Source organism: Actinomadura oligospora ATCC 43269 (assembly GCF_000518265.1).
Classification (GTDB): Bacteria; Actinomycetota; Actinomycetes; order Streptosporangiales; family Streptosporangiaceae; genus Spirillospora; species Spirillospora oligospora.
This window is the reverse complement of sequence record NZ_JADG01000008.1, coordinates 415,797-437,363: the sequence shown is the minus strand read 5'-3', so window position 1 is coordinate 437,363 and position 21,567 is coordinate 415,797. Positions and strand designations below refer to the sequence as shown.

At 65.2% G+C, this 21,567-nt stretch carries 21 protein-coding genes and 3 pseudogenes; 9 read left to right on the top strand and 15 right to left on the bottom strand.

Annotated features, from left to right (window positions below):
* The first annotated feature begins 44 nt into the window (after positions 1–44).
* Complete coding sequence (locus P696_RS45300) at positions 45–965, top strand: AAA family ATPase (RefSeq protein ID WP_084337423.1); 921 nt, start codon at positions 45–47, stop codon at positions 963–965.
* A gap of 777 nt (positions 966–1,742) precedes the next feature.
* Here P696_RS45300 and P696_RS54395 read toward each other — a convergent pair.
* On the bottom strand, positions 1,743–3,320 hold the full coding sequence (locus P696_RS54395; protein ID WP_170026436.1) for a reverse transcriptase domain-containing protein: 1,578 nt from the start codon (positions 3,318–3,320) through the stop codon (positions 1,743–1,745).
* Between the two features lie 434 nt (positions 3,321–3,754).
* Positions 3,755–4,390 (bottom strand): hypothetical protein, encoded by a 636-nt coding sequence (locus tag P696_RS0113840; protein ID WP_157429687.1) that lies wholly within the window; start codon positions 4,388–4,390, stop codon positions 3,755–3,757.
* Positions 4,391–4,785: 395 nt separating this feature from the next.
* Here P696_RS0113840 and P696_RS0113835 point away from each other — a divergent pair, with 395 nt between their 5' ends.
* Positions 4,786–5,727 (top strand): tyrosine-type recombinase/integrase, encoded by a 942-nt coding sequence (locus P696_RS0113835; RefSeq protein WP_051467499.1) that lies wholly within the window; start codon positions 4,786–4,788, stop codon positions 5,725–5,727.
* Positions 5,728–5,789: 62 nt separating this feature from the next.
* On the opposite strand, the gene P696_RS0113830 is transcribed toward P696_RS0113835, so the two are convergent.
* The 5 genes from P696_RS0113830 to P696_RS0113820 form a co-directional block, all read right to left on the bottom strand.
* On the bottom strand, positions 5,790–6,020 hold the full coding sequence (locus tag P696_RS0113830; protein ID WP_211245732.1) for a hypothetical protein: 231 nt from the start codon (positions 6,018–6,020) through the stop codon (positions 5,790–5,792).
* Positions 6,021–6,099: 79 nt separating this feature from the next.
* Positions 6,100–6,393 carry a helix-turn-helix domain-containing protein gene (locus P696_RS0113825; RefSeq protein ID WP_157429686.1) on the bottom strand — a complete coding sequence of 98 codons (294 nt, stop codon included), beginning with the start codon at positions 6,391–6,393 and terminating at the stop codon, positions 6,100–6,102.
* 204 nt (positions 6,394–6,597) lie between these two features.
* Positions 6,598–6,777, bottom strand: a complete 180-nt coding sequence (locus P696_RS58745) for a DUF397 domain-containing protein (protein ID WP_084337419.1) — start codon at positions 6,775–6,777, stop codon at positions 6,598–6,600.
* A gap of 81 nt (positions 6,778–6,858) precedes the next feature.
* The gene (locus P696_RS54385) at positions 6,859–7,065 is read right to left on the bottom strand and encodes a DUF397 domain-containing protein (RefSeq protein WP_084337417.1); all 207 of its coding nucleotides are present in this window, start codon (positions 7,063–7,065) and stop codon (positions 6,859–6,861) included.
* Complete coding sequence (locus P696_RS0113820) at positions 7,049–7,834, bottom strand: helix-turn-helix domain-containing protein (protein WP_245627662.1); 786 nt, start codon at positions 7,832–7,834, stop codon at positions 7,049–7,051. The genes P696_RS54385 and P696_RS0113820 overlap by 17 nt, the downstream gene beginning before the upstream one ends.
* 24 nt (positions 7,835–7,858) lie before the next feature.
* On the opposite strand from P696_RS0113820, the gene P696_RS56920 reads away from it, so the two are divergent.
* Positions 7,859–8,047 carry a hypothetical protein gene (locus P696_RS56920; protein WP_170026423.1) on the top strand — a complete coding sequence of 63 codons (189 nt, stop codon included), beginning with the start codon at positions 7,859–7,861 and terminating at the stop codon, positions 8,045–8,047.
* Positions 8,048–8,764: 717 nt separating this feature from the next.
* Positions 8,765–9,475 carry an ATP-binding protein gene (locus P696_RS52410; RefSeq protein ID WP_051467497.1) on the top strand — a complete coding sequence of 237 codons (711 nt, stop codon included), beginning with the start codon at positions 8,765–8,767 and terminating at the stop codon, positions 9,473–9,475.
* Positions 9,476–10,854: 1,379 nt separating this feature from the next.
* Here P696_RS52410 and P696_RS59285 read toward each other — a convergent pair.
* From P696_RS59285 to P696_RS58075, 4 genes and pseudogenes are all read right to left on the bottom strand, one after another.
* Positions 10,855–11,148, bottom strand: a pseudogene (locus P696_RS59285) (relaxase/mobilization nuclease domain-containing protein); the annotation flags it as partial.
* 199 nt (positions 11,149–11,347) lie between these two features.
* Entirely contained in the window at positions 11,348–11,776 is a 429-nt protein-coding gene (locus tag P696_RS59280; protein WP_425394147.1) for a plasmid mobilization protein, read from the bottom strand.
* A 139-nt stretch (positions 11,777–11,915) separates the two neighbouring features.
* On the bottom strand, positions 11,916–12,311 hold the full coding sequence (locus tag P696_RS0113800) for a DUF6193 family natural product biosynthesis protein (protein WP_211245731.1): 396 nt from the start codon (positions 12,309–12,311) through the stop codon (positions 11,916–11,918).
* Between the two features lie 315 nt (positions 12,312–12,626).
* Positions 12,627–13,640 (bottom strand): HEAT repeat domain-containing protein, encoded by a 1,014-nt coding sequence (locus P696_RS58075; protein ID WP_157429684.1) that lies wholly within the window; start codon positions 13,638–13,640, stop codon positions 12,627–12,629.
* Between the two features lie 240 nt (positions 13,641–13,880).
* Between P696_RS58075 and P696_RS54380 the strand changes: the two genes are divergently transcribed.
* Positions 13,881–14,651 carry a DUF3800 domain-containing protein gene (locus P696_RS54380; protein ID WP_170026430.1) on the top strand — a complete coding sequence of 257 codons (771 nt, stop codon included), beginning with the start codon at positions 13,881–13,883 and terminating at the stop codon, positions 14,649–14,651.
* Positions 14,652–16,405: 1,754 nt separating this feature from the next.
* Positions 16,406–17,041, top strand: coding sequence for an SMI1/KNR4 family protein (locus tag P696_RS0113785; RefSeq protein ID WP_051467493.1), 636 nt, complete (start codon positions 16,406–16,408; stop codon positions 17,039–17,041).
* Positions 17,042–17,183: 142 nt separating this feature from the next.
* On the opposite strand, the gene P696_RS56905 is transcribed toward P696_RS0113785, so the two are convergent.
* From P696_RS56905 to P696_RS59270, 3 genes and pseudogenes are all read right to left on the bottom strand, one after another.
* Positions 17,184–17,507 carry a DUF7507 domain-containing protein gene (locus tag P696_RS56905; protein WP_425394150.1) on the bottom strand — a complete coding sequence of 108 codons (324 nt, stop codon included), beginning with the start codon at positions 17,505–17,507 and terminating at the stop codon, positions 17,184–17,186.
* Positions 17,508–17,631: 124 nt separating this feature from the next.
* A pseudogene (locus P696_RS59275) lies at positions 17,632–17,676 on the bottom strand (hypothetical protein); the annotation flags it as partial.
* Between the two features lie 157 nt (positions 17,677–17,833).
* Positions 17,834–18,361, bottom strand: a pseudogene (locus P696_RS59270) (RCC1 domain-containing protein); the annotation flags it as partial.
* Positions 18,362–18,739: 378 nt separating this feature from the next.
* On the opposite strand from P696_RS59270, the gene P696_RS0113775 reads away from it, so the two are divergent.
* Positions 18,740–19,537 (top strand): bestrophin-like domain, encoded by a 798-nt coding sequence (locus P696_RS0113775; protein WP_084337411.1) that lies wholly within the window; start codon positions 18,740–18,742, stop codon positions 19,535–19,537.
* Positions 19,538–19,692: 155 nt separating this feature from the next.
* Positions 19,693–20,259: an EF-hand domain-containing protein gene (locus tag P696_RS0113770; protein ID WP_026412808.1), complete on the top strand. Its 567-nt coding sequence runs from the start codon at positions 19,693–19,695 to the stop codon at positions 20,257–20,259.
* A 44-nt stretch (positions 20,260–20,303) separates the two neighbouring features.
* Here the strand turns inward: P696_RS0113770 and P696_RS0113765 are convergent, their stop codons facing one another.
* Positions 20,304–20,879 (bottom strand): dihydrofolate reductase family protein, encoded by a 576-nt coding sequence (locus P696_RS0113765; protein WP_026412807.1) that lies wholly within the window; start codon positions 20,877–20,879, stop codon positions 20,304–20,306.
* Between the two features lie 72 nt (positions 20,880–20,951).
* Here P696_RS0113765 and P696_RS0113760 point away from each other — a divergent pair, with 72 nt between their 5' ends.
* Positions 20,952–21,539: a TetR/AcrR family transcriptional regulator gene (locus tag P696_RS0113760; protein ID WP_026412806.1), complete on the top strand. Its 588-nt coding sequence runs from the start codon at positions 20,952–20,954 to the stop codon at positions 21,537–21,539.
* Positions 21,540–21,567 lie beyond the last annotated feature (28 nt).

The window sequence follows — 21,567 nt, the reverse complement described above, 5'->3', positions numbered from 1 at the left end:
AGGGGGCCAGGAGGGGGCCAGACTTGGAGCACGGGAGGTCCGTGATGCCCACGCAGCGCCAACGAGACTTCGGCCAGTACCTCGCACGCCTACGCGGAGAGCGCAGCCAACGCCAGCAGGCCGACCTACTGTGCGACCTCTCCGGGAAAGCCACTCTCACCCGGCACGAGGTGTCCCGCTGGGAGCGAGGCGAGCGCATCCCTGACGACTGGTTGCCCTACATAGCCCGCGCCAGCGAAGTCCCGCTCTCCGTCGTAGAAGCCAAGGCAGCGCACGCCAGGGGCAAGACCCCAACCCCGCCCGTGGACCTGTCGCCGTTCTTCCCCCAGGCCGAAGCACTCAAGGCGCGCATAGCCAGCGCCCTGCACACCCGCCGCGTCACCAGCGCCACCGCGGCCCCGCTCCTGGTGTTGGTCGGCGGCTACGCCGGATCAGGCAAGACCGAGTTCGCGCGCTTCCTGTCCGACCTGACCGGCTGGGCCGTCCTGGACAAGGACGCCATGACCCGCCGCATGACCGAACGCCTACTCATCTCCCTCGGCGGAGATCCCCACGACCGCCACACCGACCTCTACCAGGACGAGATCCGCCCGCACGAGTACCGGTGCCTGATGAACAGCACCTACGCCAACGTCGACGCCAACATCTCCATGATCGTCTCAGCTCCGTTCGCCACCGAACTCCACGCCCCGGGCTGGCTCGACCGCCTCACCCACCGCTGCAAGGCCCGAGGCGTCGATGTCGCTGCCATCTGGATCAACAGCGACAACGACACCATGCACGACTACATCGAAACCCGAGATGCCCCACGCGATGCCTGGAAGCTCAACCACTGGGACGAATACACCAGCACCCTCCAACCCGACCCGCCACCCGGCATCACCACCATGATCGACAACCGCCACGGCGCAGCCGTCAGCCTCGCCGACCAAACCCGCACAGCCCTCCACAAGCTCACGCCCTAACCCACGTGACACCCGTGACGCCCGCGCCGGATGAGAACTTTCTCTACGTCTTCAAGGGCGCCGCTTCGCGTCGCCAGCGGCCGCCCGCCCCGGCGGGCGCCGGGCGTGCGGCCTGTTCCGGCCGATCCCGGCGCCCGCCGGGGCGCCCGTCCACCTAGCGCGGAGGCAAAGAAGGCACGGCCGTCTGCCATCTTGCTCGAACGGTCAGGTCAAGGCTCTCTATGAAGTTTCGACACGACAGAGCAGCGGTGAGCAAGCTTTTATCTGAGAGAATGATCCTGTCTCCCTCAACTGTGATGCCTGCGGCTTTCAGCTTCGACTTGACGCTCTGTTCATTCCGGAGCTGGCGCTTCGTTAGTCTCCCCAAGCCATGGGCGACGGAATTGCGTGCTTCAGCTAGCCGTTCGATCGCCTTCCAATCAACCTCCACGCCGAGCCAGTCCTTGTAACCCTTCTTCTGCTCCTGCCATGTGCTGGTTGCGCGTATGACGGCCTCTTCTGCGAGCTTGATTGCAATGAGACTTTGCCCATTTGCTATTTCTCTGCTGACCTCACGCGAAAGTAGGTCCGCTGCGAACGATTCGGTGATCGAAAGAAGTCTTACTAGTGTGGCTTGGCATCGGTCTTGGAAAGAATCGCCAGCCGACGACTGTCGAAGTCGCTTCGATGGCTGTGATTCCAGCGTCGATATCGTATCGCGGTGGGCCCCCAGAGTGCGAAAAAGCAATGCGGCTGCAGTCTCGGCCTCCGTCGAGGGGACTTGAAGTTCTGGCGCTGTCAAGATGCATCCGTCACAGAAAGCAGCAGATGATCCAACTGGTCATCCGCTGTGTCTTCTGCCATTGACCGGTCTAGACCAATCAATCCCCAGAAGGCTAGCCGCCTCCATTCGGGAGCAATGCGATTTACTGCGGCAGCTACTCGGGCAGCGTCACCCCGCCCAATGCGCCCCAGGGCTGCTGCTGCGGTCGCAGCGAGGCCGTCATGGCTGTCATATACACATCGACTGAGCCACTGTTCGTAGCCATGCTCCTGAACTGAGCGTTTGACACCGCCAGCGACCTGTGCGAGCCACATTCCCTGCCATGCACTGATGATGTCGCTGTTGACGACCTCATCTAGAGCTTGACGAACATTTGTGCGCGCGTGCCCGCCACTCTGACTGAATGCATCCAAGTAAGCCGCAACTTGTGGAGTGAGAGCGGGCTCAAGCCGAAGCAGAGCCGACAGGTTCATCAGGGGCCTGCCATCGCCAGCCGCACCAAGCGTTGGCAATGCCCGACCAAGTAGAGACTGAGTGATCGCAGCAGTTTGGGCAGCCTGCGCATCTTCACTCTCATCCTCAAAAAGCCACAGATTCCAAGCTCGCTCCGCAGCCTGCAATTTGGACGAATCGACATCAGGAGAGGCTTCATCGTCTACCTGAAAGGCGTCAATTTCATCCACTCTACCACTCAGTGAAGCGGCACTAAGAGCCGCGGAGAGCGCACTCTCATCGTCCTCTTCGTAGTCAGTTTCCAGAAAACCCAGGAAGTTGATTGCCTCGGCGTCATTGTCGGCAGCAAATAGACGTTGCTCTGCGTCGGCGAATGAGGTTAGAGACTTAGAGTAATTCTGTTTTCCATACGTGTAGGTCTTGCGTTCATTGAGCACTAGGCCGAGGGTGCGGACTTCCATCTCACACGCCTCAAGCGAGGCGCGAGCTTCGCCGAGCGAAGAGGAGGCAATCCTGAAATCGTCAGAGTAAGTAAATACTGCATGTCCTCGACGAATGAGTCGCCTGCGAACTGGATCTATATACGTATCACCAAGAATATCGCTAGATGGATGAACCTGTGGCAATCCAACATAACGTCCGAGAACTGAGGCCAGAAGAGTAGAAAGGGTGTCAATAAGAAGTGCTTCACCTGTCTGTGCAATTAGCTCGGACATGAGAAGTTCGTGGTCAACAAATTCATAGTAAGAAGTAACATCGGTCTTGGCGATGTACTCTACATTTGATACCTCCAGAGGTGCTTTTCTGAATTGATCGATAGGTGCACGAGTGCGCAGCCTCTCCGGAAGTGACTCGCTGATAAGATTTACGATTGCCCTATAAAGCACTCTGTCTTCCAAAGTCATAATGTGTAGCGGCCGTACACCGCGCCACCCCTTGTCTGCGAAGACGACACTGGCTGCCCTGCCGGAGGGGCTGCGCCGCAACTGGGGGCGCAGCCAGGACGCTACTTCGTCTGCCTGTGCGACAAGTCCTAGATAGTCCCAGCGACGCGGCAACAGCCGGACTCTTGTAGACAGTTCACGCTTAACCGCCTCTCCCAAGTCCAAGCGGCGAAGGACATCTGGGCTGATCGGCATGCCTGCTCCCGGTTCGTTCAACTCAACGAGTCGACACGATTTTAGGCTTTGTAGTGGAACTTTGGGCGCATACATGGACATCCGTCGTAAAGGCCTAAAAGTGCGCGTCACGACCCAGGTCAGGCCGTGCCGGGAGCGCTGTTGATCTGAGACGAGAAGGTGACATGGAGGCAGTCAGGTGGGTTGAGCGGGCGTGAAGCGGGGGCCTCGCGGCCCCCAGCCCCCCGCGGGCCGGAGGGCGCGCCTGCGCGAAGCTGTCTGTCACACCGTCTCGCCGTTCGCGCAGGCGCACCCTCCGGGGCGGGTGTGCGTGCTAACGGTGGTGCTAACAACGGGGTTGGATGATCTTGGACGGGTGTGGACTTGTGGGAGGGGTTGGCGCTGGTCGGAGGGCATATGTGGACAGCCCCGGACGGCCTTGATCTTGCTATGGATCAGAAGGTCATGTCGTCGAATGTGTCCGCATAGTCGGTACGCATCTCATGCATTTCATGCTGGTAATCGACGTGGGCGTGAAGCTCGGTGAGGACGCCGCCGTGAACGATGGCGAAGGCGTCACGGAGTAGTTTTGTGAGCTGGGGAACGTCCACCGTGCGTGCACTCGTCTGAAGATGGTCGGCGTAGCGGAACGCCTCCCCTGTGGGGTCAAGCTGGTGGAACCGAGCCAGCAGACGCATGGTGTCGCCCGGGAGACCGTCGAGCGCAAGCTCTTTAAGCAACCGACCGAGCTGATCAGCCAATGGCCCCAAGCGATGGCGCTGCTTGCGCTTGAGATGGGCGTCCAACTCAGCGGGACGGAGTGAAGGATTGTCGTGGCCATCGGAACGGAGGCACGCTGCGGCGTCGCGGATAGCTTGCTTGAGGGCCAGTTCGAGCGCATGCCGGTAGTTGTGGATCAGCGGCAAGAGGAGCTGATCGCCCGTTCGGGGGCTGCGTTGCCACTGCTTGAAGACGGCCTCGGCTGCCTCCGCAAAGCCCTCCGCCAGGCCAGCGTCACCATCGCAATACCCGACATAGGCGATGTCACGCCAGCCTTCCGCGTCGGGCAACGAGTTGAGCAGATCTCCCATAAGACCAAGCATGGCCCAGCGGAAGGTACGCAGCAGCTTCTTTTCACGGGCCCTGTCGCGGTGGCTTGCCCAGAGGAACCGGACGTCTCCGCATTGGTTTCACACTGACGCCATGAACGTGGGATCGTCGGCCGGAGGGCCGAGGTCAGCGTCATCAAGGCCGACGGCAACCTTGACGGCAACGATGGCAACCGAAGGGCACCAGGGGCGTACTCCGGCAGCCGCCCAGCCACGGCGAACGCGCCCCCGCCATGCGCCTTCCCACACCTGAAAAGCGGAAGGTCGGCGGTTCGACCCCGCCCCTGCCCACATCTTGCCTCTGACCAGCGAGAACACTGGTAACGGGTTGATCACCCCAAGTGTACATCGCTGGAACAGAGGAAAACTTTCCCACGATGGGTACGCATCGCAGGCGGCCCAAGAACCTGCAGGCAGGTTCCTTCCAGGCCGCGATCAACTCTTTCGCCCTGCACCTCAACGCTGAGGGCAAATCCCCTAAGACGGTACGAACCTACGTCGAAGCGACGCAATGGTTCGCGGCCGCACACCTCCGCGACAAGACCACCCGCACCGACTGGGACGACGTCATCCCCGACGACGTCCGAGCCTGGATGGTCTGGCTGCTCGACGCCTACTCCGACAGCTACGCGAACAACCAGTACCGGGCCCTCCAGCAGTTCTTCCGCTGGTGGTCCGACGACGAGGAACTCCCGAACCCGATGGCCAAGCTCCGGCCTCCGTCGGTCGGCGAGAAGGTCGTCCCCGTCTTCACCGAGGACGAGCTCAACAAGCTCCTGCGCAGTTGCGAGGGCCGGACGTTCGTCCAGCGTCGCGACTTCGCCATCCTGACGCTCTTCCGCTCGACCGGCCTCCGCCTCTCGGAACTCGCCGGCATCACCTACGACCCCGACGACCAGGACCGCAGCGACCTCGACCTGATGCGCCGTGAACTCCTGGTCACTGGCAAGGGCAATAAGCAGCGCATCGTCCGCTTCGGCCATGGAGCGGCCCGCGCGACCGACCGCTACATCCGCGTCCGCAACAAGCACACCTACGCGTCCAACCACGCTCTCTGGTTGGGCACCAACAACCGCCCGCCCATGACGGCGAACGGCATCTACCAGATGGTCGCCCGACGCGGTGAGGAGTGCGGCGTCGCCGTCAACCCGCACAAGTTCCGCCACCACTTCTCGCACACCTGGCTCGACCGGGGCGGCGCCGAAGGCGACCTGATGGAACTCAACGGCTGGACGTCCCCACAGATGCTCCGCCGCTACGGCAAGAGCGCCGCAAGCAAACGCGCCCGCCGCACCTACGACCGCATCATGGAGGACTAACCACGAACGCGAAGGCCCCGGACACTCCTTGGCTTCAAGAGAGTGCCCGGGGCCTTCGGCGTTCACTGCTTCTGTCTCGCCTGGGCCGACCGTTTGGCTAGACGCAGCATGTAAGCCCGTTTCGCATGCTCGGCCCGCTGCCGCCGTTCCGCGGGATCGAGCTGCCCGTCTGGATCGACCTCGCGCTCGAACCGAGCAAGGAAGGCGTCACGGGCGGGCTGGGTGCGTTTCTTGCGGTCGTGCGTTCTGCTCCAGGAGGTCAGGGCGGCGATGCGCTTGTCGATACTGCTCACAATCACCTGCTTCACGGATCGTCGCGCCGCTTACGAACGACCCTCCGCCGTCGCAAGCGCACGCGGATGGATAGCCGGTTCAGTTCTCGCTGTCAGTCGACGCAGCGCCAGACCGGGCCCGGCGCTGCGCGCGGTAACCCGCGCCCTTCTTCGGCTCGGGTTCCTCCGGGACGGACGTCTCCGGCTCACGATGCGGCTGCCGTAGCACCTCGCGGACGGCATCCCAGGAGTACCGGAAGTCCTTGCCGGTCTTGAGCGCCGGGATCTGCCCGGCGTTGGCCATCCGCCGGACGGTCTGCGCCGACAACCCCAACTTCGCCGCCAGCTCCGCGGTGGTCAGCACATCGGGATCACGGCCTGCCTGCTCGGACATCAGCGCACTCCAGATCAGCGAACGAGGCACTCAGCAGCACACTCTTCGACTACTTAACAAAGCTTGAAGCTGTTTGCGCTCCAATATTGCCACGCTGGGTAGTCGTTCAACAACCACCACACCGCACGTCCGCAGATCTACTCAAAGACGCCAAGCACCTGGCCAGGCAGGCAGGACGACTCCCTTAGCTGCTCGCCCGATCCCTCACGCGACGCACACCGCGTGCCATGCCGTCGGTGTCACGAATAGGGTCCCCGCGTCCGGGGCTTTCGAGTCGCGGACGGCTACGTACGAGGCGCCGGCCGCGACCTCCACGCACTCTCGCGTGGCGTCGCTTCTGGAGCTCTTACGCCAACTCGCACCGGCGAGGTCAAGGCCGTCCACTCTGCAACTCCCTGGGTCATGCAGGCATGTACTCCTTCGCCGCGACAGGGAGGAGGCGGAGGAGGTGAACGTGAATCCCTGTCAGTCGTTCGTCCGGTGTCCCACGGAGTGCAGCAGCGCGCGCCACACAGTGGGAGTCACGAAGAGAGCGCCCGAGTCCGGAGCCTTTGAGTCGCGAAGGGCGATCAGCCTGGAGACGGGTGCCACTTCGACGCAGTCGCTGTCCGTGCTCCCGCTCCAACTCGACTTGCGCCAGCGAGCTTCGGAGAGATCAACGTGAGGACTCATAAGACCGCCGGTACTCCTCTGCGAGGTCCTCGATCAAGGCCAGCGAGTCGTCCTCGGAGAGCGCTTGATCAGTCAACCAGTCGAACCTCACCGTACAACGGGCGACCTGTTCCACGTCCTCGATGAAAATCTCGCCCGCGACTCCGCCGACGTAGACGACGTCGGGGTCGAAGGCCCCCTCGAATCCGAGGATGACGAACGATCCGTTCAGTCCGCTGTGCTCGCCCACGCTCGCCGGGAGCACTCGGAGACTGACGTTGGGCTTGCGAACAGCGTCGGCAAGCGCGTCGAGTTGGCGCGCCATGACCGACGCGCCTCCCACGGAACGTCGAAGCAGCGCTTCGTCGAGCACGGCCGTGAACTGTGGCCCGTCCTGGCGTTCGAGCACGGCTTTCCGAGCCATACGCGCTTGAAGTCGCCGCAGTTGGACGGCCTCGGGCTCGTCCTTGCTGCCCGCACGGATCACGGCGAGCGCGTAGTCGCTGGTCTGGAGGAGGCCGGGCACCGTCTGGACCTGCCACGTGCGGATGCTGCCCGCGTCGTTCTCCAACTCGGCGAAGGATCCGGTCAGCACATCGTTGAACGCCGACCACCAGCCCCTCTTGCGGACATGCTTGGCCAGTCCCACGAGGGCAAGCTTCATCGCCTCGTCGCCGCCGTAGAGATCGAGCATCGCTTCGACATCTGACGGCCTCGGCCTCGTCTTGGCCGTCTCGAACCGCACAAGTTTGGGGCGGCTCCACCCGAGCGCCGCAGCGGCCCGCTCCATCGTCACGCCCGCACGCTCACGTTCTTGACGAAGCTGGCGGGCCAAACGCCGATGCCTGACGGTCGGGCTCTGCTCGGTCATGGCGTGAAGCCTTACACAGGTCACGTGATCCTTTTGGTTGATCAACTCAAGAATGTCACGGCTGAATCTGAACAAGTGCATGGACAGGTGAGCGATCGAAGGCGCATGATTGCGCCACGACGCGATGACTGAACGTGTCCCACTAGATCCACTGAGTGACGTACGACAAGCGATCCGACCCGAGAGACCAAGGAAGGAGAGCCCCGCCAGACGAGGCGGTCCCGGCCGGTGCTGGCACACCGACCGGGACCTTGATCGGATTCTGGAGATCCAACCAATGCACAATCGTACGAATCCCCCGGGTGCGGGGACAGTCCAACCCGCGGGCTCCTCCCCGCCAGCACGTGTTCGGCTTCCGCAGACGGGTGCCTCCTCCCTGAGGCAGTCGCCTTGGGTGAGGCACGAACCTGACCCGGAGCAGGTGCTCGCTGAACTGCGCGTCCGCAATCCGGCGCTTGTCGCGTGGTGGGGAGATTGGACGGGGAGCTACTGGCACCTTGACCAGGCGCCGGACGGTACCTTCCGTCTCTTGGAAGCGGCCACGGCTGAGGAGCTGCATGCTCAGCTCCTCGTCCTCGCGCGACGGGCAGGGTGGCGTCCTGGTTGGACGTCAGTTCCTCAGCCGTCGGCCGCGGCTTACCAGCACGACCCCACCGGCTCGGCACGGCGCGTCCCGACTCCGAAGACAAGGCGCGTCCCGGTGGCTCCCGAGGTCCGGCGCGGAATGCTCCACCGGTTTCTGCGCACATTCACAGGACGCCGCCCCGAGCGTCCGGCCAAGGCCGGCTCGTGCAGGAAGGCGTGCTGCGTCCCTCGGCAGCGCGGGCGGCAGGACGGGTGGGATGCGCCGTGCTGAACAGTCTCTCCCCCGACCTCATCACCGGAGGGCATTGTTCCTTCCCGCTGCCGAGTGACCCGAGCTGCGCGTCCGTCGCGCGCTCGTCGCTCACCATCGTGATGAACGAGCTCGGACTGCCGTCCGACCTCATCGACGACGGTGCACTCGCCGTCTCGGAGCTGGCCACCAACCAGCTCCTCCACGCCCCCGGCTGCATCGCCGAACTCTGGACGTGGATACGCACCGCCCCGTCCCCGCATCTGGTGGTCACGGTCTTCGACACCGCCCGCGACGTTCTCCCCGTCCGGTCGGACGATTACCTGCTGGACGAGCACGGGAGAGGGCTCGCGATCGTCACTGCCCTCGCGGCCTCGGTCGGAGCGCACCCCAGCCGGGCACGCCTCCAGGCGAGCCCGGTGACGGGGAAGGCGGTCTGGTTCACGTTGCCTCTGCCGCAGCCCTGGCCCGGCAAAAGCCTGAGACCGAATCCGCTTCGCGCAAGGCAGCAGCTCCTTCTCGCACTGCGGTCACGTGGCCTGCCCGCCAAGCGCGTGAGCGACGTGCCCGGTACGACGACGATCCACCTCGACAGGCTGCGCATCGACATCACAAGCGACGTCTTCGCCTGGTGCACCGAGGATGGTCTGCCCATCAGATATCCGCTGCTCGATCTGCAGGACGCCGTTGAGGCGATCATCCTGCAGATCGACACCTCGTCCTGAAGCCCCGTCGCGCATCGGCAGGCCGTCACGAGCATGACGGTCTGCCGATGCTGGTTTAGCGGGTCGGGCCGCGTCGTCTTGGCACTGGAGCCGGACTGCACCGAGTGGGCGGACTGACTGTGAACGAGGGCTGCCATCCCTGTGGCAGCTCCGCCCGCACCAGTGCTACTGGATCCGGGACGTCCGAGACTGGGTTCGAGGCGTTCGCTATTGGGCTCTGCACTTCCTCTCTCTGGAGCAGCCAGTGTGGCTCGGGCTGCTTCGGCGCCGCCTGGCGGGTGAGTGTCGCCGCGTTCCTGGCCGCGTCCGCTTGGGGTTGTCTGCGATGGAGGCGGTGCAGATCCGCGATCGCTTCGATGAGCGTCACGAGTGCGGCGGCGAACTGGAGCATCAAGCCTCCGTCGCCGGCTCTGGTGGCTGCCAGGACTCGGGCGATGCCGCGGAGCCGCGTCCCTGCTGGCGTCGCGCGGGGAACGCGTCCATATGGTGCGCGAGCTGCGCGGTCGTAGGCGTCCGCGGCCTGGTCCATGTGGCGATTCCCGGTCGCGAGCGCAGCCGATCGGAGCACGTCGGCCGCGGCCCAGCAGGCGTCCTGGGCACGGTGCGGATCGACGACCGTGTTGCGGCGGATCTCGGCAGTCGCGAACTCCGCCGCCCTCGTCGCGTCCCGGTAGATCGCCTTGCGCTCCTCCATCGTCAGTTCCGGCGCTGAGGGCTCTGGCGCCTCGCCGCGTAGCGCGCCACAAGGCCGGCCACGAGAGGTCAGCCGCCAGCTTCCCTCCGCTGAACCATCGGAGCTGGCCATCAGCATCGAAGTGATCGGGAAGAGCGACGGCGTAGCCTGTGATCTCACCTGGATTGATCTCGCTCTGTCGAAGCCGAATCACCAGCCCCGCGCGTTCCAAGCGCTGGAAGAACTCGGCAGGCGTCCGCGCCTGTCCGGCGGCTTCTCTGAGGACGGTCCGCAGGTAGACCCGCACGGTCTGCTCTGACAGATCCCGTCCGGACACGGCCGGACTGCCGGACCGCCAGCGCGCTCGCAGCTTGGGAAGGGTGAGGTCAGCAGCCAGCTTGCCACCGCTGTACCAAACCGCGAGTCCGCTCGCCGTGCGGCCTTCCCGCAGCGCAACCGCGTAGCCGGTCACCTGGTCCGGCTGGCGTTCGCTGTACCGGAACCGGACGAGGACGCCTGCCTCCTGGAGCCCAGCAAAGAACGCGGCCTCACTCCCCGCCCCGGCCGCCGCAGTCTGCACGCGCCGACGCAGTTCGGACCGCGCATCGCGTGGCATGCCGATACGCCGCGCCTTCTCCGCTTCTCCTCGTGCCGGACGTCGGGCCGCAGTCCGGTCGGCCGGAGCCGTCCGCCGCAGTCCGAAGCTCTCCTCGATCGACCGGCACGCGGACCGTACGCGGTAGGCGTCGTTCCACACCTTCGGACGCGTCCCGTCCTGGCGGGCCAACGTGGCGACCAAGTGGACATGGTCGTCAGCGTGCCGGACCGCGATCCAGCGGACGCCGTCCGGATCGCCGTCCGGGGCCAGTCCGGACCGGTCCATCACCTCGGAAGCGACCTGTGCCCACTGCTCATCGCTCAGGATCGGGTCCTCGGGCGCCGCTCGCACCGGCACATGCCACACCGGCCGAGGGTGGTTCCGATCCCCGAGAACCTCCACTGGCAGCGACAGCAGTTCAGCCAAGTGCCGGATGTCCCAGCGTCCGTCCTCTCGCTGCGTCGGCTGCAGGAGATGCGCAGGCCGAAACCCCGCCACAATCCGCGGCGCAACGTGCTCACCATTCGCACCCGGCCCGAATAGGTACCGCAGCACGCCATGAACCCGATCCCGCCGCAGGACCTTGGCGATCAACGAGCCGTCACCGCAGCTTCCTCCGGGCCTCCTGCACGGCCTCGTCCAGTCGCAGCAGGACGCGCTCTGCCGTCCTCGCGTACCCCTCAAGCGCAGCGGTTGGAGCCCCCGACGCGTGCAGCGCAGCTACCGCCTGATTGAGGTTGACCCCGACCCGGTTCACCTGCCCGGACGCCTGCATGAGTCCGGTCACGACCTCTCGCCACGGCTCACACTCTGGCGGTTCCCGCTCTTCAACCACCGCCAGAGCCGTCTCGGCGACGAACGCCCCCAGCGCCCAGCCCGACCGCTCCGCAGCCGCCGCCAACGCGGCCCGCTCGTGCTCCGAGACCCACAGCGGAATCCGACACGTCCGCCGATCCACCCCGCGCTGATAGCGACGCCTTCGTGCCCTTCGCCCCGCCCTCACTCCGTCGTTGCTGGCTGTCTCTCCCATCAACCCCCGTCCCCCGCTCACGGACCGCGCCCGGTCCCCATCTCCTCGCCTGAATCGCGCCCGATCCAGGCCAATAACGCGCCGAAAGGCCATCTCTTGCCACCTGCGGGGCAGGGGGCAAGAGACTCACAACGGGGGATCACTCATGGCTCTTCGGCTGCTGCTCGACGGCTTCGTGAGCAGCGAGTTCTTCCGGCGTGCCGACGAAGGCCGGCCCACACTTTTCCGGGAGGTGCTGGACCACCATCGCGACGGCTTGGGCGGCAGTTGCCACTGGCCCCAGTGTCTCGGACCGTGATGGGCCCGATACCCAATACCCCTCCCGCGCAGGCTGAATGAAGAGGATGTCCCATGTCCAGCGCTGGCCGGTACAGCGGCTGAAGTGCAGCTCTCCCATCCCCGTCCACGGGAACAACTCGCGCAGACGAGGCTCGGCATAGGCGGCATCGATCAGCTCGGTGCGAACCCGCCCGTCGTCCCTCACGGCTTGCCAGGCGGCCTCGACGACGACACGACTGGACGGTTCATTGCTCACAGCCACCACCGCCGCCAGTGCGCCCAGCCCGTGCAGATCGAAGGCACGCAGTACAGGTCACGGACTCGTGCACGCGAGCCGCAGGCAAGTTGAAGGACGCAGTCATCGTTCGACGTTCCCAGGCTCGTTCACGATGCGTCTCCGGCATCGGAGAGAGTCCGATCACCAGCACCTGCCTTCCGTCTGAGCCTCACCCAAGCAGAAGCTCCTTCAGACGAGGTCGCAAGCTTTGCGCTCCATACTTCCCCGTCGATGACACAGAGTCAACACTCCATCGACACCTGTAGCCGCCGGTTGGAACTGCACGGCCGGGCTCTACTTACTCGGCTCGGCCCAGGGATCGCCATGCACTGCCCACCAGACCACCTCGGGATTGAGCATCAGGTACACGCAGCGTCGTAGACCGCCACCGTCCCAGTCGACCCCTTCCATCCACGGGACGCCTCCCAGCTGTTCGGCGAGTTCATCGGTGATCTGCGTGGTGAGCAGGGTTCGAAGGTCCTCAGGGACCGGATCGTCGACCAGGCAGAGCCAAGCGATCGCGGCACTCACCCGCCAATCGACGGGCCGGTCCGGGGCCGACCACCATTGCCGCAGCAGCTCGGCGGTGGTCCCATCGTGATGCTCTCTGGCCAGTTGAGCGAGCGCCAGAATGAGGCTCATGCGCGCGGCCGGCACATCCTCAACGTCCAACCGTCGCCGCAACGCGAGGGAAATCAGTTCGGTGCCATCCAAGGCCGTGGCCAGCACGTAGCAGGCGCCAGACCGGACCCGCGCATCAGCATCATTGAGCAGCTCCAGCAGCAGAGACACGTCAGCGGTGACAGCGATGCGCACCGCCCGTATCGCCCACCTCTCCAGATAGCCGCTCGAGAGGATCCTCAGGCGGTCATCATCGACCTGAAGCAGGCCCGTCCTCGTTCCGTCTCGATAATGCTCCCGCCGCGCCGCTCCACCGACCAGCTCAAGGATGTCGGCACGATAGTGCGCCGCTGATGGGAGAGCCAGACGGAGCAGGAATGGGGCAGCCAACGCCGCTGGCGGGTAGGTATCACCCTGATGCAATACACCGTCCCAGAGCCTCTTCAAGGCTCGCCCCGCGGTCTCCTCGTCAGGAGACGTTATCCGCTCCAAGTCCTCCGGAACGTTCACGGCCGGTCCGCCGGCATGGGAGAAACGACCCCATGGGATCTGGTCGTACCTCAGCTCGTCCTTGACGTCTTGCGGGATCTCCGCGACCACAACACGCACATCCAGATCCGACCCCTCATGACGCATCACCTCGTCGTATGACCACGACCCGAACCCTTCGCCGAACACATCACTCATGCGCCCAATTCTGGCAGCACACATGGGCCTCATATCCAAGCAAAGGAAGGGATACACCCCACCTTGCGACAATCCGTACCGCCTGGATTACTGTCCGTGTCCACAAAGGTCGGTTCCGCTCCAGGGCACGGGATTCGCACACAGGGCACACGGGCGATTCAAAGGGATTTATCGCGGGTTGTCGGTAGTATGCAGTCCGCCCATGAAGCCCCGATCGCGCGGATAGGTGGCAAAGGTTCCTTGAGTAGTAGGCGCAAGCTCCTGCGGGTCTATGTTGACGAGACCGGCGACAGAGGTCGCCAAGCCACTTCATCCCCCTACTTCGCCTTCGCGGCAGTGCTCATTGCTGACGAGGACGAGCCGGAACTGCGCGCAACGATGTCTATGCTGCGACGGGAAATGAAGGTTCCTCATGCACGGGCGCTCCACTGGAAAGATCATGTGAAGACCTTCCCGCGAAGACAGTACGTTTCCCGCAGCCTCTCGGCGGTCGATGGACTAAAGATCATTTACGTTGTCGTCGAGAAGGCAGCGATTCCGGCGGGCTCGGGAATGCGCTTGGACCATGCCATCTTCTACAATTACGCGGCCGGTTTCGTACTGGAACGTGCCCTACTCGCCGCAAAAGATTGGCATGACGGTCCGCGCGATCTGGTGATCCGATACGGACACGTCAAAGGATTCGACCACACCACCACTGCCTCTTATTTCCGACAGAAGCCCAGCCAAGGGCCTTCATGGGTTCCATGGCACCTCCTACGCGGGCAACCTCGTTTCGAGGATCAAGCGAACTGGGATGGCCTGCAGGCCGCCGATATGTATGCAGGAATGCTACATGTGGCCGCATTGCGCACAGATGACTTCGGAGGATACGAAGAACATCACCTGCTGAAAGTCCGCCAACAGATTAGGCGAAACAGAGCGGGCAATTGTTGGGGATGGGGTTTCAAGTGGCTCGGCAACGAGGCAACTGTCAAGTCACTGCCCTGGTGGCCAAGTGAGGGGCTATAAAAAGATGAGCCCCTCAGGGGGCTCGGGGTGCCTCACCCAACTCCTGTTGGGAGGGTCTGGCAGCAGACCAAGCATAGTTCCCCGCAACCCCCTGAAGGGCTCACTAGGTAACATACCCCAAAACGGACATCAGTACACCCTCGTTCTCCGTGAAACTTTCGCAAGATCGAGAGGGATGCCTTACGCGCAGTTCAGGCACCATCATCGACAGTCAGATCTCTGTTACCTGGTGACGTGTGCGAAGCAGGCGCTCACGCCATGCGATCACTCTGATGCGACTGAGGTGCCTTTGGCCAGGTGATCGACTCACTTGGGACTCGATGGTTGGGCGAGCGCTAAGCGGAGGCCCCGCTGCTGCGTCAGACTCGTCATGAACCGCTCCACGCCCCTGGCCTTACTCGCCTCCCATCGGGGCTGCACCGACTTTCCATCGGCATCGCCGCAGCCTCAAAACAGGGTCTCGGTGTCCCTGCGAAAGGTGCGCCCACACCATCACGCCTTGGCGCCCACGTGGAGCGACCTTACGTCCGGGTGAGGTGTGCCTTCCGTGGCTAGGGCTGCGGGAGAGCACGGTGGTAGCTTGCCTGGGAAGACAATCCGCTTATCGGGTTGTCGCTCGTCAGGGACCAGGGTTTTCGCAGGTCAGTACAGCGTTGGGGCTGTGTGACCTGAAAAGCGGAAGGTCGGCGGTTCGACCCCGCCCCTGCCCACATTCGTGATCATCAAAGATGGCCCTTGATCTGCGGTTTCCGTAGTCAGGGGCCATCTTCGTCTGTCCGGCTACGTCCGGGTGCCGCCGGCCGTCAACGGGTGGCCGTGCCGAATACGTGCCGAAGATCAGCCGTCCCGTAGTGCCTGTTCAATGCGGCGGCGGGCCGCCCCGTCCTGCCTCTGAATGTAGGACGCGTAGACCCTCAGCAGCACTTCGACACTGTGCCCCGCCCACTCGGCCACCTACATCGCCCGTTGAGCCACGTGGACACGCAGGCGTGGCGCAGGTCGTAGACGCGCCGGGCGAGCGGGGAGGCGTATTCGTCCGGGGTGAGCTCCTCGGCCCGCGCGGCGTCCCATGCCCGGCGGTAAGTAGTGGCCGCCAGCTCGCCCCCGCGCACTGCAGAAGACACGCCTGCCAGGGCCAGTCCCGTAGTCGGACTCGACAAGCTCCTGCGCAGCTGCGAGGGCTGGACGTTCGTCCAGCGTCGCGACTTCGCCATCCTGACGCTCTTCCGCTCGACCGGCCTCGGCCTCTCCGAGCTCGCTGGCATCACCTCCCCCCCGACGACTAGGACCGCAGCGACCTCGACCTGATGCGCCGCGAACTCCTGGTCACCGGCAAGGACATCCGCGCCCGTGCCGTGCACATACGCGTCCAACCGCTCTGGTTGGGCACCAACAACCGCCCGCCCATGACTGCGAACGGCATCTACCAGATGGTCGCCCGACGCGGTGAGAAGTGCGGAGTCGCCGTCAACCCGCACGAGTTCCGCCACTACTTCTCCCCCACGGCTCGACCGGGGCGGCGCCTAGGCGACCCTGGTAGAACTCAACGGCGGACGTTCACGCAGATGCTCCGCCGCGCGGCAAGAGCGCCGCAAGCAAAACGCGCCCGCCGCACCCACGACCACGCCGGGAGGACTGACCACGACAGCGACGGCCCCGGGCATTTGCCTGGGGCCCGTCGCTGTCACCTCGCACGCGAGGGTTGGCTTAAATAGCCGTTCGGACGGCGACTTGGGAACGGTCATCATCGACACATGCTTCGCAAGCTCCTCGGGCGGCAGAAGACCGGGCCCGTTCCCAGCCGGCGTTCCCACGGACCTCTGACGGAAGTCGAGGTCACCGACGCTGAGCATGACCTCGGTATCAGCTTCCCGGCGGAGTATCGCGACTACCTGCTGAACGTCAGTGCGGGCGGTGAGGTGGAACTCCTGCGCCGTACCGCCGAAGGCTGGGGCTGGAAGCATCAGGACGTGTGGGGAGAGCAGCTCCGGGCGTCGTTCCCGCATCCGGACACTTGGGCCGAGTACCAGGACGCTCTGTGGGAGCGGCATCCCGAGCGAGCAGATCTGGCTGACGACGCGGCGTTCGCGGCCGCCATGGACCCCTGGGTCCGAGAGTTTCGGGAACTCGAGTGGTGGCAGGTCGCGGGCACGTTCATCGCGCGAAGCCACGGCTGCACCTTCAACACCCGCATGGTCGTCTCCGGACCGCTGGCCGGCACCATGTGGTGGGAGGACCTGGGCTGCTGCGGCGTGATCGTCCCCCTCTCCCTGGATCACACCGTCGCCGCACCACGCCCCATGACCTTCAACGAATGGCTCCACCACGGCGCCGACTCGTATGCACTGAAGCCCCCCAACGACCCGAGCCCCACACCGGGGCCGTTCTGATGGCGGTGGTCCGAGGCGGGCATGCGACCAGGTTCTTGGGCTGCTGGGGGAGCGTTGGGACGGCCCCTGGTTCTGAGGAGCGGCCTGCCGCCCCGGTGGTGGGTGGGGGCGGCGGGTGGTTATTTGTAGGTGATGTCTACTTTCAGGTGGGTTTTGTTGGAGGTGATGGGGGCTCCGTTGTCTTGTCTGGTGCTGTGGCTGTGGCGGTGTTGGTTACGTAGCCCTGGGACTTCTCTTTTGAGGTGGCCTTGTGGGTGGTGTGGCAGGTGGTCGACTGGCCGGGCTGCAGGGTTTCGGACGTGCAGGGCATGGTTCCCGTGAGGGAGTCGTGGATGGTGATGGTGTTGATCGGCACGTCGCCGTCGTTGGTGACGGTGAAGCGGTATCTGAGCACGTCGTGGTCGTGCCAGGCGCTGAGGCGCGTGTTGTGTGCCTTGTTGACGAAGCCGGCGAACTGCTTGGTCAGGTGCAGGCTGGCGTGGGTGGTTCGGCGGCGATGGTGACCGTGACCGGGCCAGACGTGGACGGCGGGCAGTGTCGCCCTCGTAGTGGGCGGTGATGTGGTGCCGGCCCTCGTCCAGGTCGGTGGTGGTCAGGGTCGCGGTGCCGTTCGCGTCGAGGTCGGCGGCGCCGATCTGCTGGTCGCCGTTCCAGAAGGTGACGGGTGCCGGACGGGTCGCCTTCGCTGCAGGTGACCGTCGCGGTGAGGGTGACCTCCTGGCAGGGTGCGGCGTGGGTCGGGTCGGCGGTCAGTGACGTGCTGCTGGTGGGCTGGTCGGCCAGCATCGCGGAGTGGTAGCGGCCGGCGGTGATCTGGGTGACGGTGACGTAGTCGGGCAGGATCACCTCCACCGGGGTGTCGCGATGGGTGGTGGTGCCGTCTCCCAGCTGGCCTTGGGTGTTCTGTCCCCAGGCCAGGACTCGGCCGTCGGACGTCACCGCGAGGCTGTAGTGGTAGCCGCCGGAGACCTGCGTGACGGTGGCCCCGGAGGGCAGTGCCGCCTGCACCGGGATGTGGACAATGCCGCTGGTGCTGCCGTTCCCCAGCTCACCGTAGGCGTTCTGGCCCCAGCCCAGGACCTGGCCGCCGGACGTCACCGCCAGGTTGTGGTGATGACCGGCGTCGATGTTGGTGAGGGTGACGCCCTCGGGCAGCACCACCGGGCCTGGGATGTTGCGCGTGGTGGTGGTGCCGTCCCCCAACTGCCCGTTGAAGTTGTAGCCCGTGGCGAGGGCCAGGTTCGCCGGGGCCACGGGGTTCGGGGCCGCGGCGGCCGAAGGGCGGACGGCCTGGTCGGCGACCACGAACGTCACCGCCATCACCACGGCCATCACGCCGGCGAGCCGCGTCCGGGCGCCCCCCTGATCTGATTCTCACGCCGACCTGGCACATCCTCATCGCGCATCCCCCGGCTGACGCTCACAGGTGTGGGAAACCAGGCCGGTCACGGCGGTGTCCAGGTGGACGTGCGAGCGTCCGGACACGAGCAGCGGGACCAACCCTTATAACGTTGCGCAATCACATCATCACCGACTGTCGCGTCAGGTTATTTGATCACCGCGTGTTACCCGGTGGGTGTGGTTCGGGCTGACGTGCAAGGAGAGGGGAAAGGTTGGGGCGACACGAGGGCTCGCGGGACTGGACGAGTCGTTGCTGTGTGTAGTTTTCCCTGCTAGTTGACCTGGTCAGGGGGACGAATGTCGGTTGTCATTGTGGCGGTGCTGGTCGCGTCCGTGCTGATCGGGTTGGGGGCGATGTGGATTCGGCGGAGCCGGGGCGGTTCGGGCGAGGGGTCCGTGGCGGCCAAGGACCTGTTGGGGCCGGTCCTCACGCTGACGGTGCTGGTGCTGGCGTTCGTGCTGGTCGCGGCGTCCAAGTCGTACGACGACGCGCGGAACGCGGCGGCGGACGAGGCCAACGCGGTGAGCAATCTGTACGAGAGCGCGGCGTATGCGCCTCAGGCGCAGCGGCAGCAGATCGAGGCGTCCATGGCGTGCTACGCGCGGGCGGTCGTCCATCACGAGTGGGAGATCGACAACGGGAAGCTCTCGCCGGTGGTGAGTCACTGGTCCTCGCAGGTGCGCACCGCGTTCGCGGGCGTCGCGACGTCGTCGTCACCGATCTTCGGGACGCTGATCTCCGCCGACCAGAAGCGGGGGGAGTCGAGGATCACGCGGGTGGACGAGTCGCAGTCCAAGACGCCGGGTGCGATCTACATCGTCGTGCTGATCGCCTTGGCGATGGCGCTGATCGGGTTCGCGTTGCTGATGCCCACCACGGGGAACCGGCCGCACATCATCGCCCTGGTGGCGGTGGGGGTGCTGTTCGGCCTGGTGCTGCTGTTGATTCGCGACCTGGAGGCTCCGTTCACCGGGAACGTCACGATCGCCCCCACCGCCATGTCCCACACGGCGGAGCGTCTCGCCGCCGAGTACAACCAGCACTTCCCTCAGCAGCCGCTGCCCTGCGACGCCACGGGCAAGGCCACCGCCTGACGGGCGCCGTCCTCATGCAGAGGGGCGCTGCCTGAAGTGGCAGATGTATGAATTCGTCCGGACAGACTCTCCTGTCACCCGCTTATCACCGCCGGAATCGTCCGCGACCGCCGGTTACCGTGAGGCGATCCGCTCCCGGTGACGAGGAGGCGTTCGTGCCCGCTTCTGACATGCTGACCGCCAAGATCAATCAGGGATTCGCGTCGCTGGACGCCGACGGCGACGGGCGGCTGACCGAAGACGACCACGTCCTGATGGGCCGGCGGGTCGCCGCCTCGCTCGGGCATCCGCCCGGGTCGGACGCCGAGGCCCGGATCATCGACGCGTACCTGCGGATCTGGCGGGACCTGCATCTGCCGCACATCCCGGGCGGCGGCACCGCCATCACCAAGGAGCAGTTCGTGGTCTCCACGCGCTCCCTGGCCGAAGACCCGGACGCCGCTCGCGCCACTGTGGGCGCGCTCGCCGAAGCCTTCCTGGACATCGCCGACACCAATGCGGACGGCACCGTCAGCCCGGCCGAGTTCCTGGCCTTCCAGCGCGGCCACTTCCCCGGGCTGACCGATTCCGACGCCGCGGAGGCGTTCCAGCACCTGGACACCGACGGTGACGGACTGCTGTCCCCGGCGGAGTTCATCCGGGCGGTCATCGAGTTCTGGTCCAGCACCGACCCCGACGCCCCCGGCAACTGGTGGATGGGGCGTCCCGCCTACCTGTCCTGACCTGCGCCGCGTCACCGGTCCGCCAGGCTGATCGGGCGGGCCGGTCACGCGTTTCTGGTGAACCAGGTGACCTGGGTGCCGCTGGCGAGGTTCTCGCGGTGGGCCGGGGTGAAGAGGGTGGGGCTGAAGGCGCCGGAGAAGACCGGAATGCCCGCGCCCGCGACCACGGGGTAGCTCTTCAGGACGATCTCGTCGATCTCGGGAAGCAGGGAGGCGGCGAGTCTGCCGCCGCCGCAGAGCCAGATGTCCTTGCCGGTGTCCTCGGCCTTCAGCCGGCGGACGAGGTCGAGCGGGTCGCCCTGTTCGACATGGACGGACGGGTCGTCGATCTCCAGGGTGCTGGAGGCGACGTATTGGCGCAGGTGGGCGTACGGGCTCGTCGTCGGGACGGTCAGGGCGGGCTCGTAGGTGCCGCGTCCCATGACCAGGGTGTCGAAGTGCCTGTTGGGGGTGTCGGCGAGGCCGAGGAAGCCGCGGACGTGAGTGGGGAGGGTGTCGGGATAGCGGTCCTTGATCCAGGCCGTGATCTCGTCCAGCCCGGGGAAGAAGCCGACCTCGCCGTCCGGACCGGCGATGTAGCCGTCGATCGAGGCGCCGACGTAGTAGACGAGCTTTCGCATGGGTTGTGCTCCGTTCGTAGTACTCTGCTTGCAGTGGTTTGAACGTAGTACTACGGATGGAGTGGTGTCAACGTGCGGAAGAACCAGGAGCGGCGGCTGGCGTTGATCGACGCGGCCATCGAGGTGCTGGCCCGGGAGGGCGCGCGCGGGCTGACCTTCCGGGCCGTCGACGCGCAGGCGGAGGTGCCCGCGGGCACCGCGTCCAACTACTTCTCCAACCGGGACGACCTGTTCACGCAGATCGGCGGGCGCATCTATGACCGGCTGCTGCCCGACGAGGCGACCATGGCCCGGAGCAGGGAGGGCGTGCAGGACGAGGCGCGTTACTCCGAGCTCATGCACGAGGTGGTAAACCGGGTCAGCTCGTTCAACTCGGGGTATCTCGCGCTGCTCGAGCTGCGGCTGGAGTCCACGCGGCGGCCGGAGCTGCGCGAGGTGCTGACGAAGCGGATCCGCGAGGACATCGACGCCAACCTCGCCCACCAGGCCGCGTCCGACCTGCCCGGGGACTCGACGTCCGTGCTGCTCCTGTACCTGGCGCTGAACTGGCTCATCCTCGAGCGCCTCACGCTGCCGGACATCTTCACCGAGCGGGAGGCGCACGATCTGGTGGACGCCGCCGTCAGGCGGATGCTGGTCACCGGAGCCCAGGTGGGGTGAAAACGCTCAGGTGGGGTGAATCCTTTTG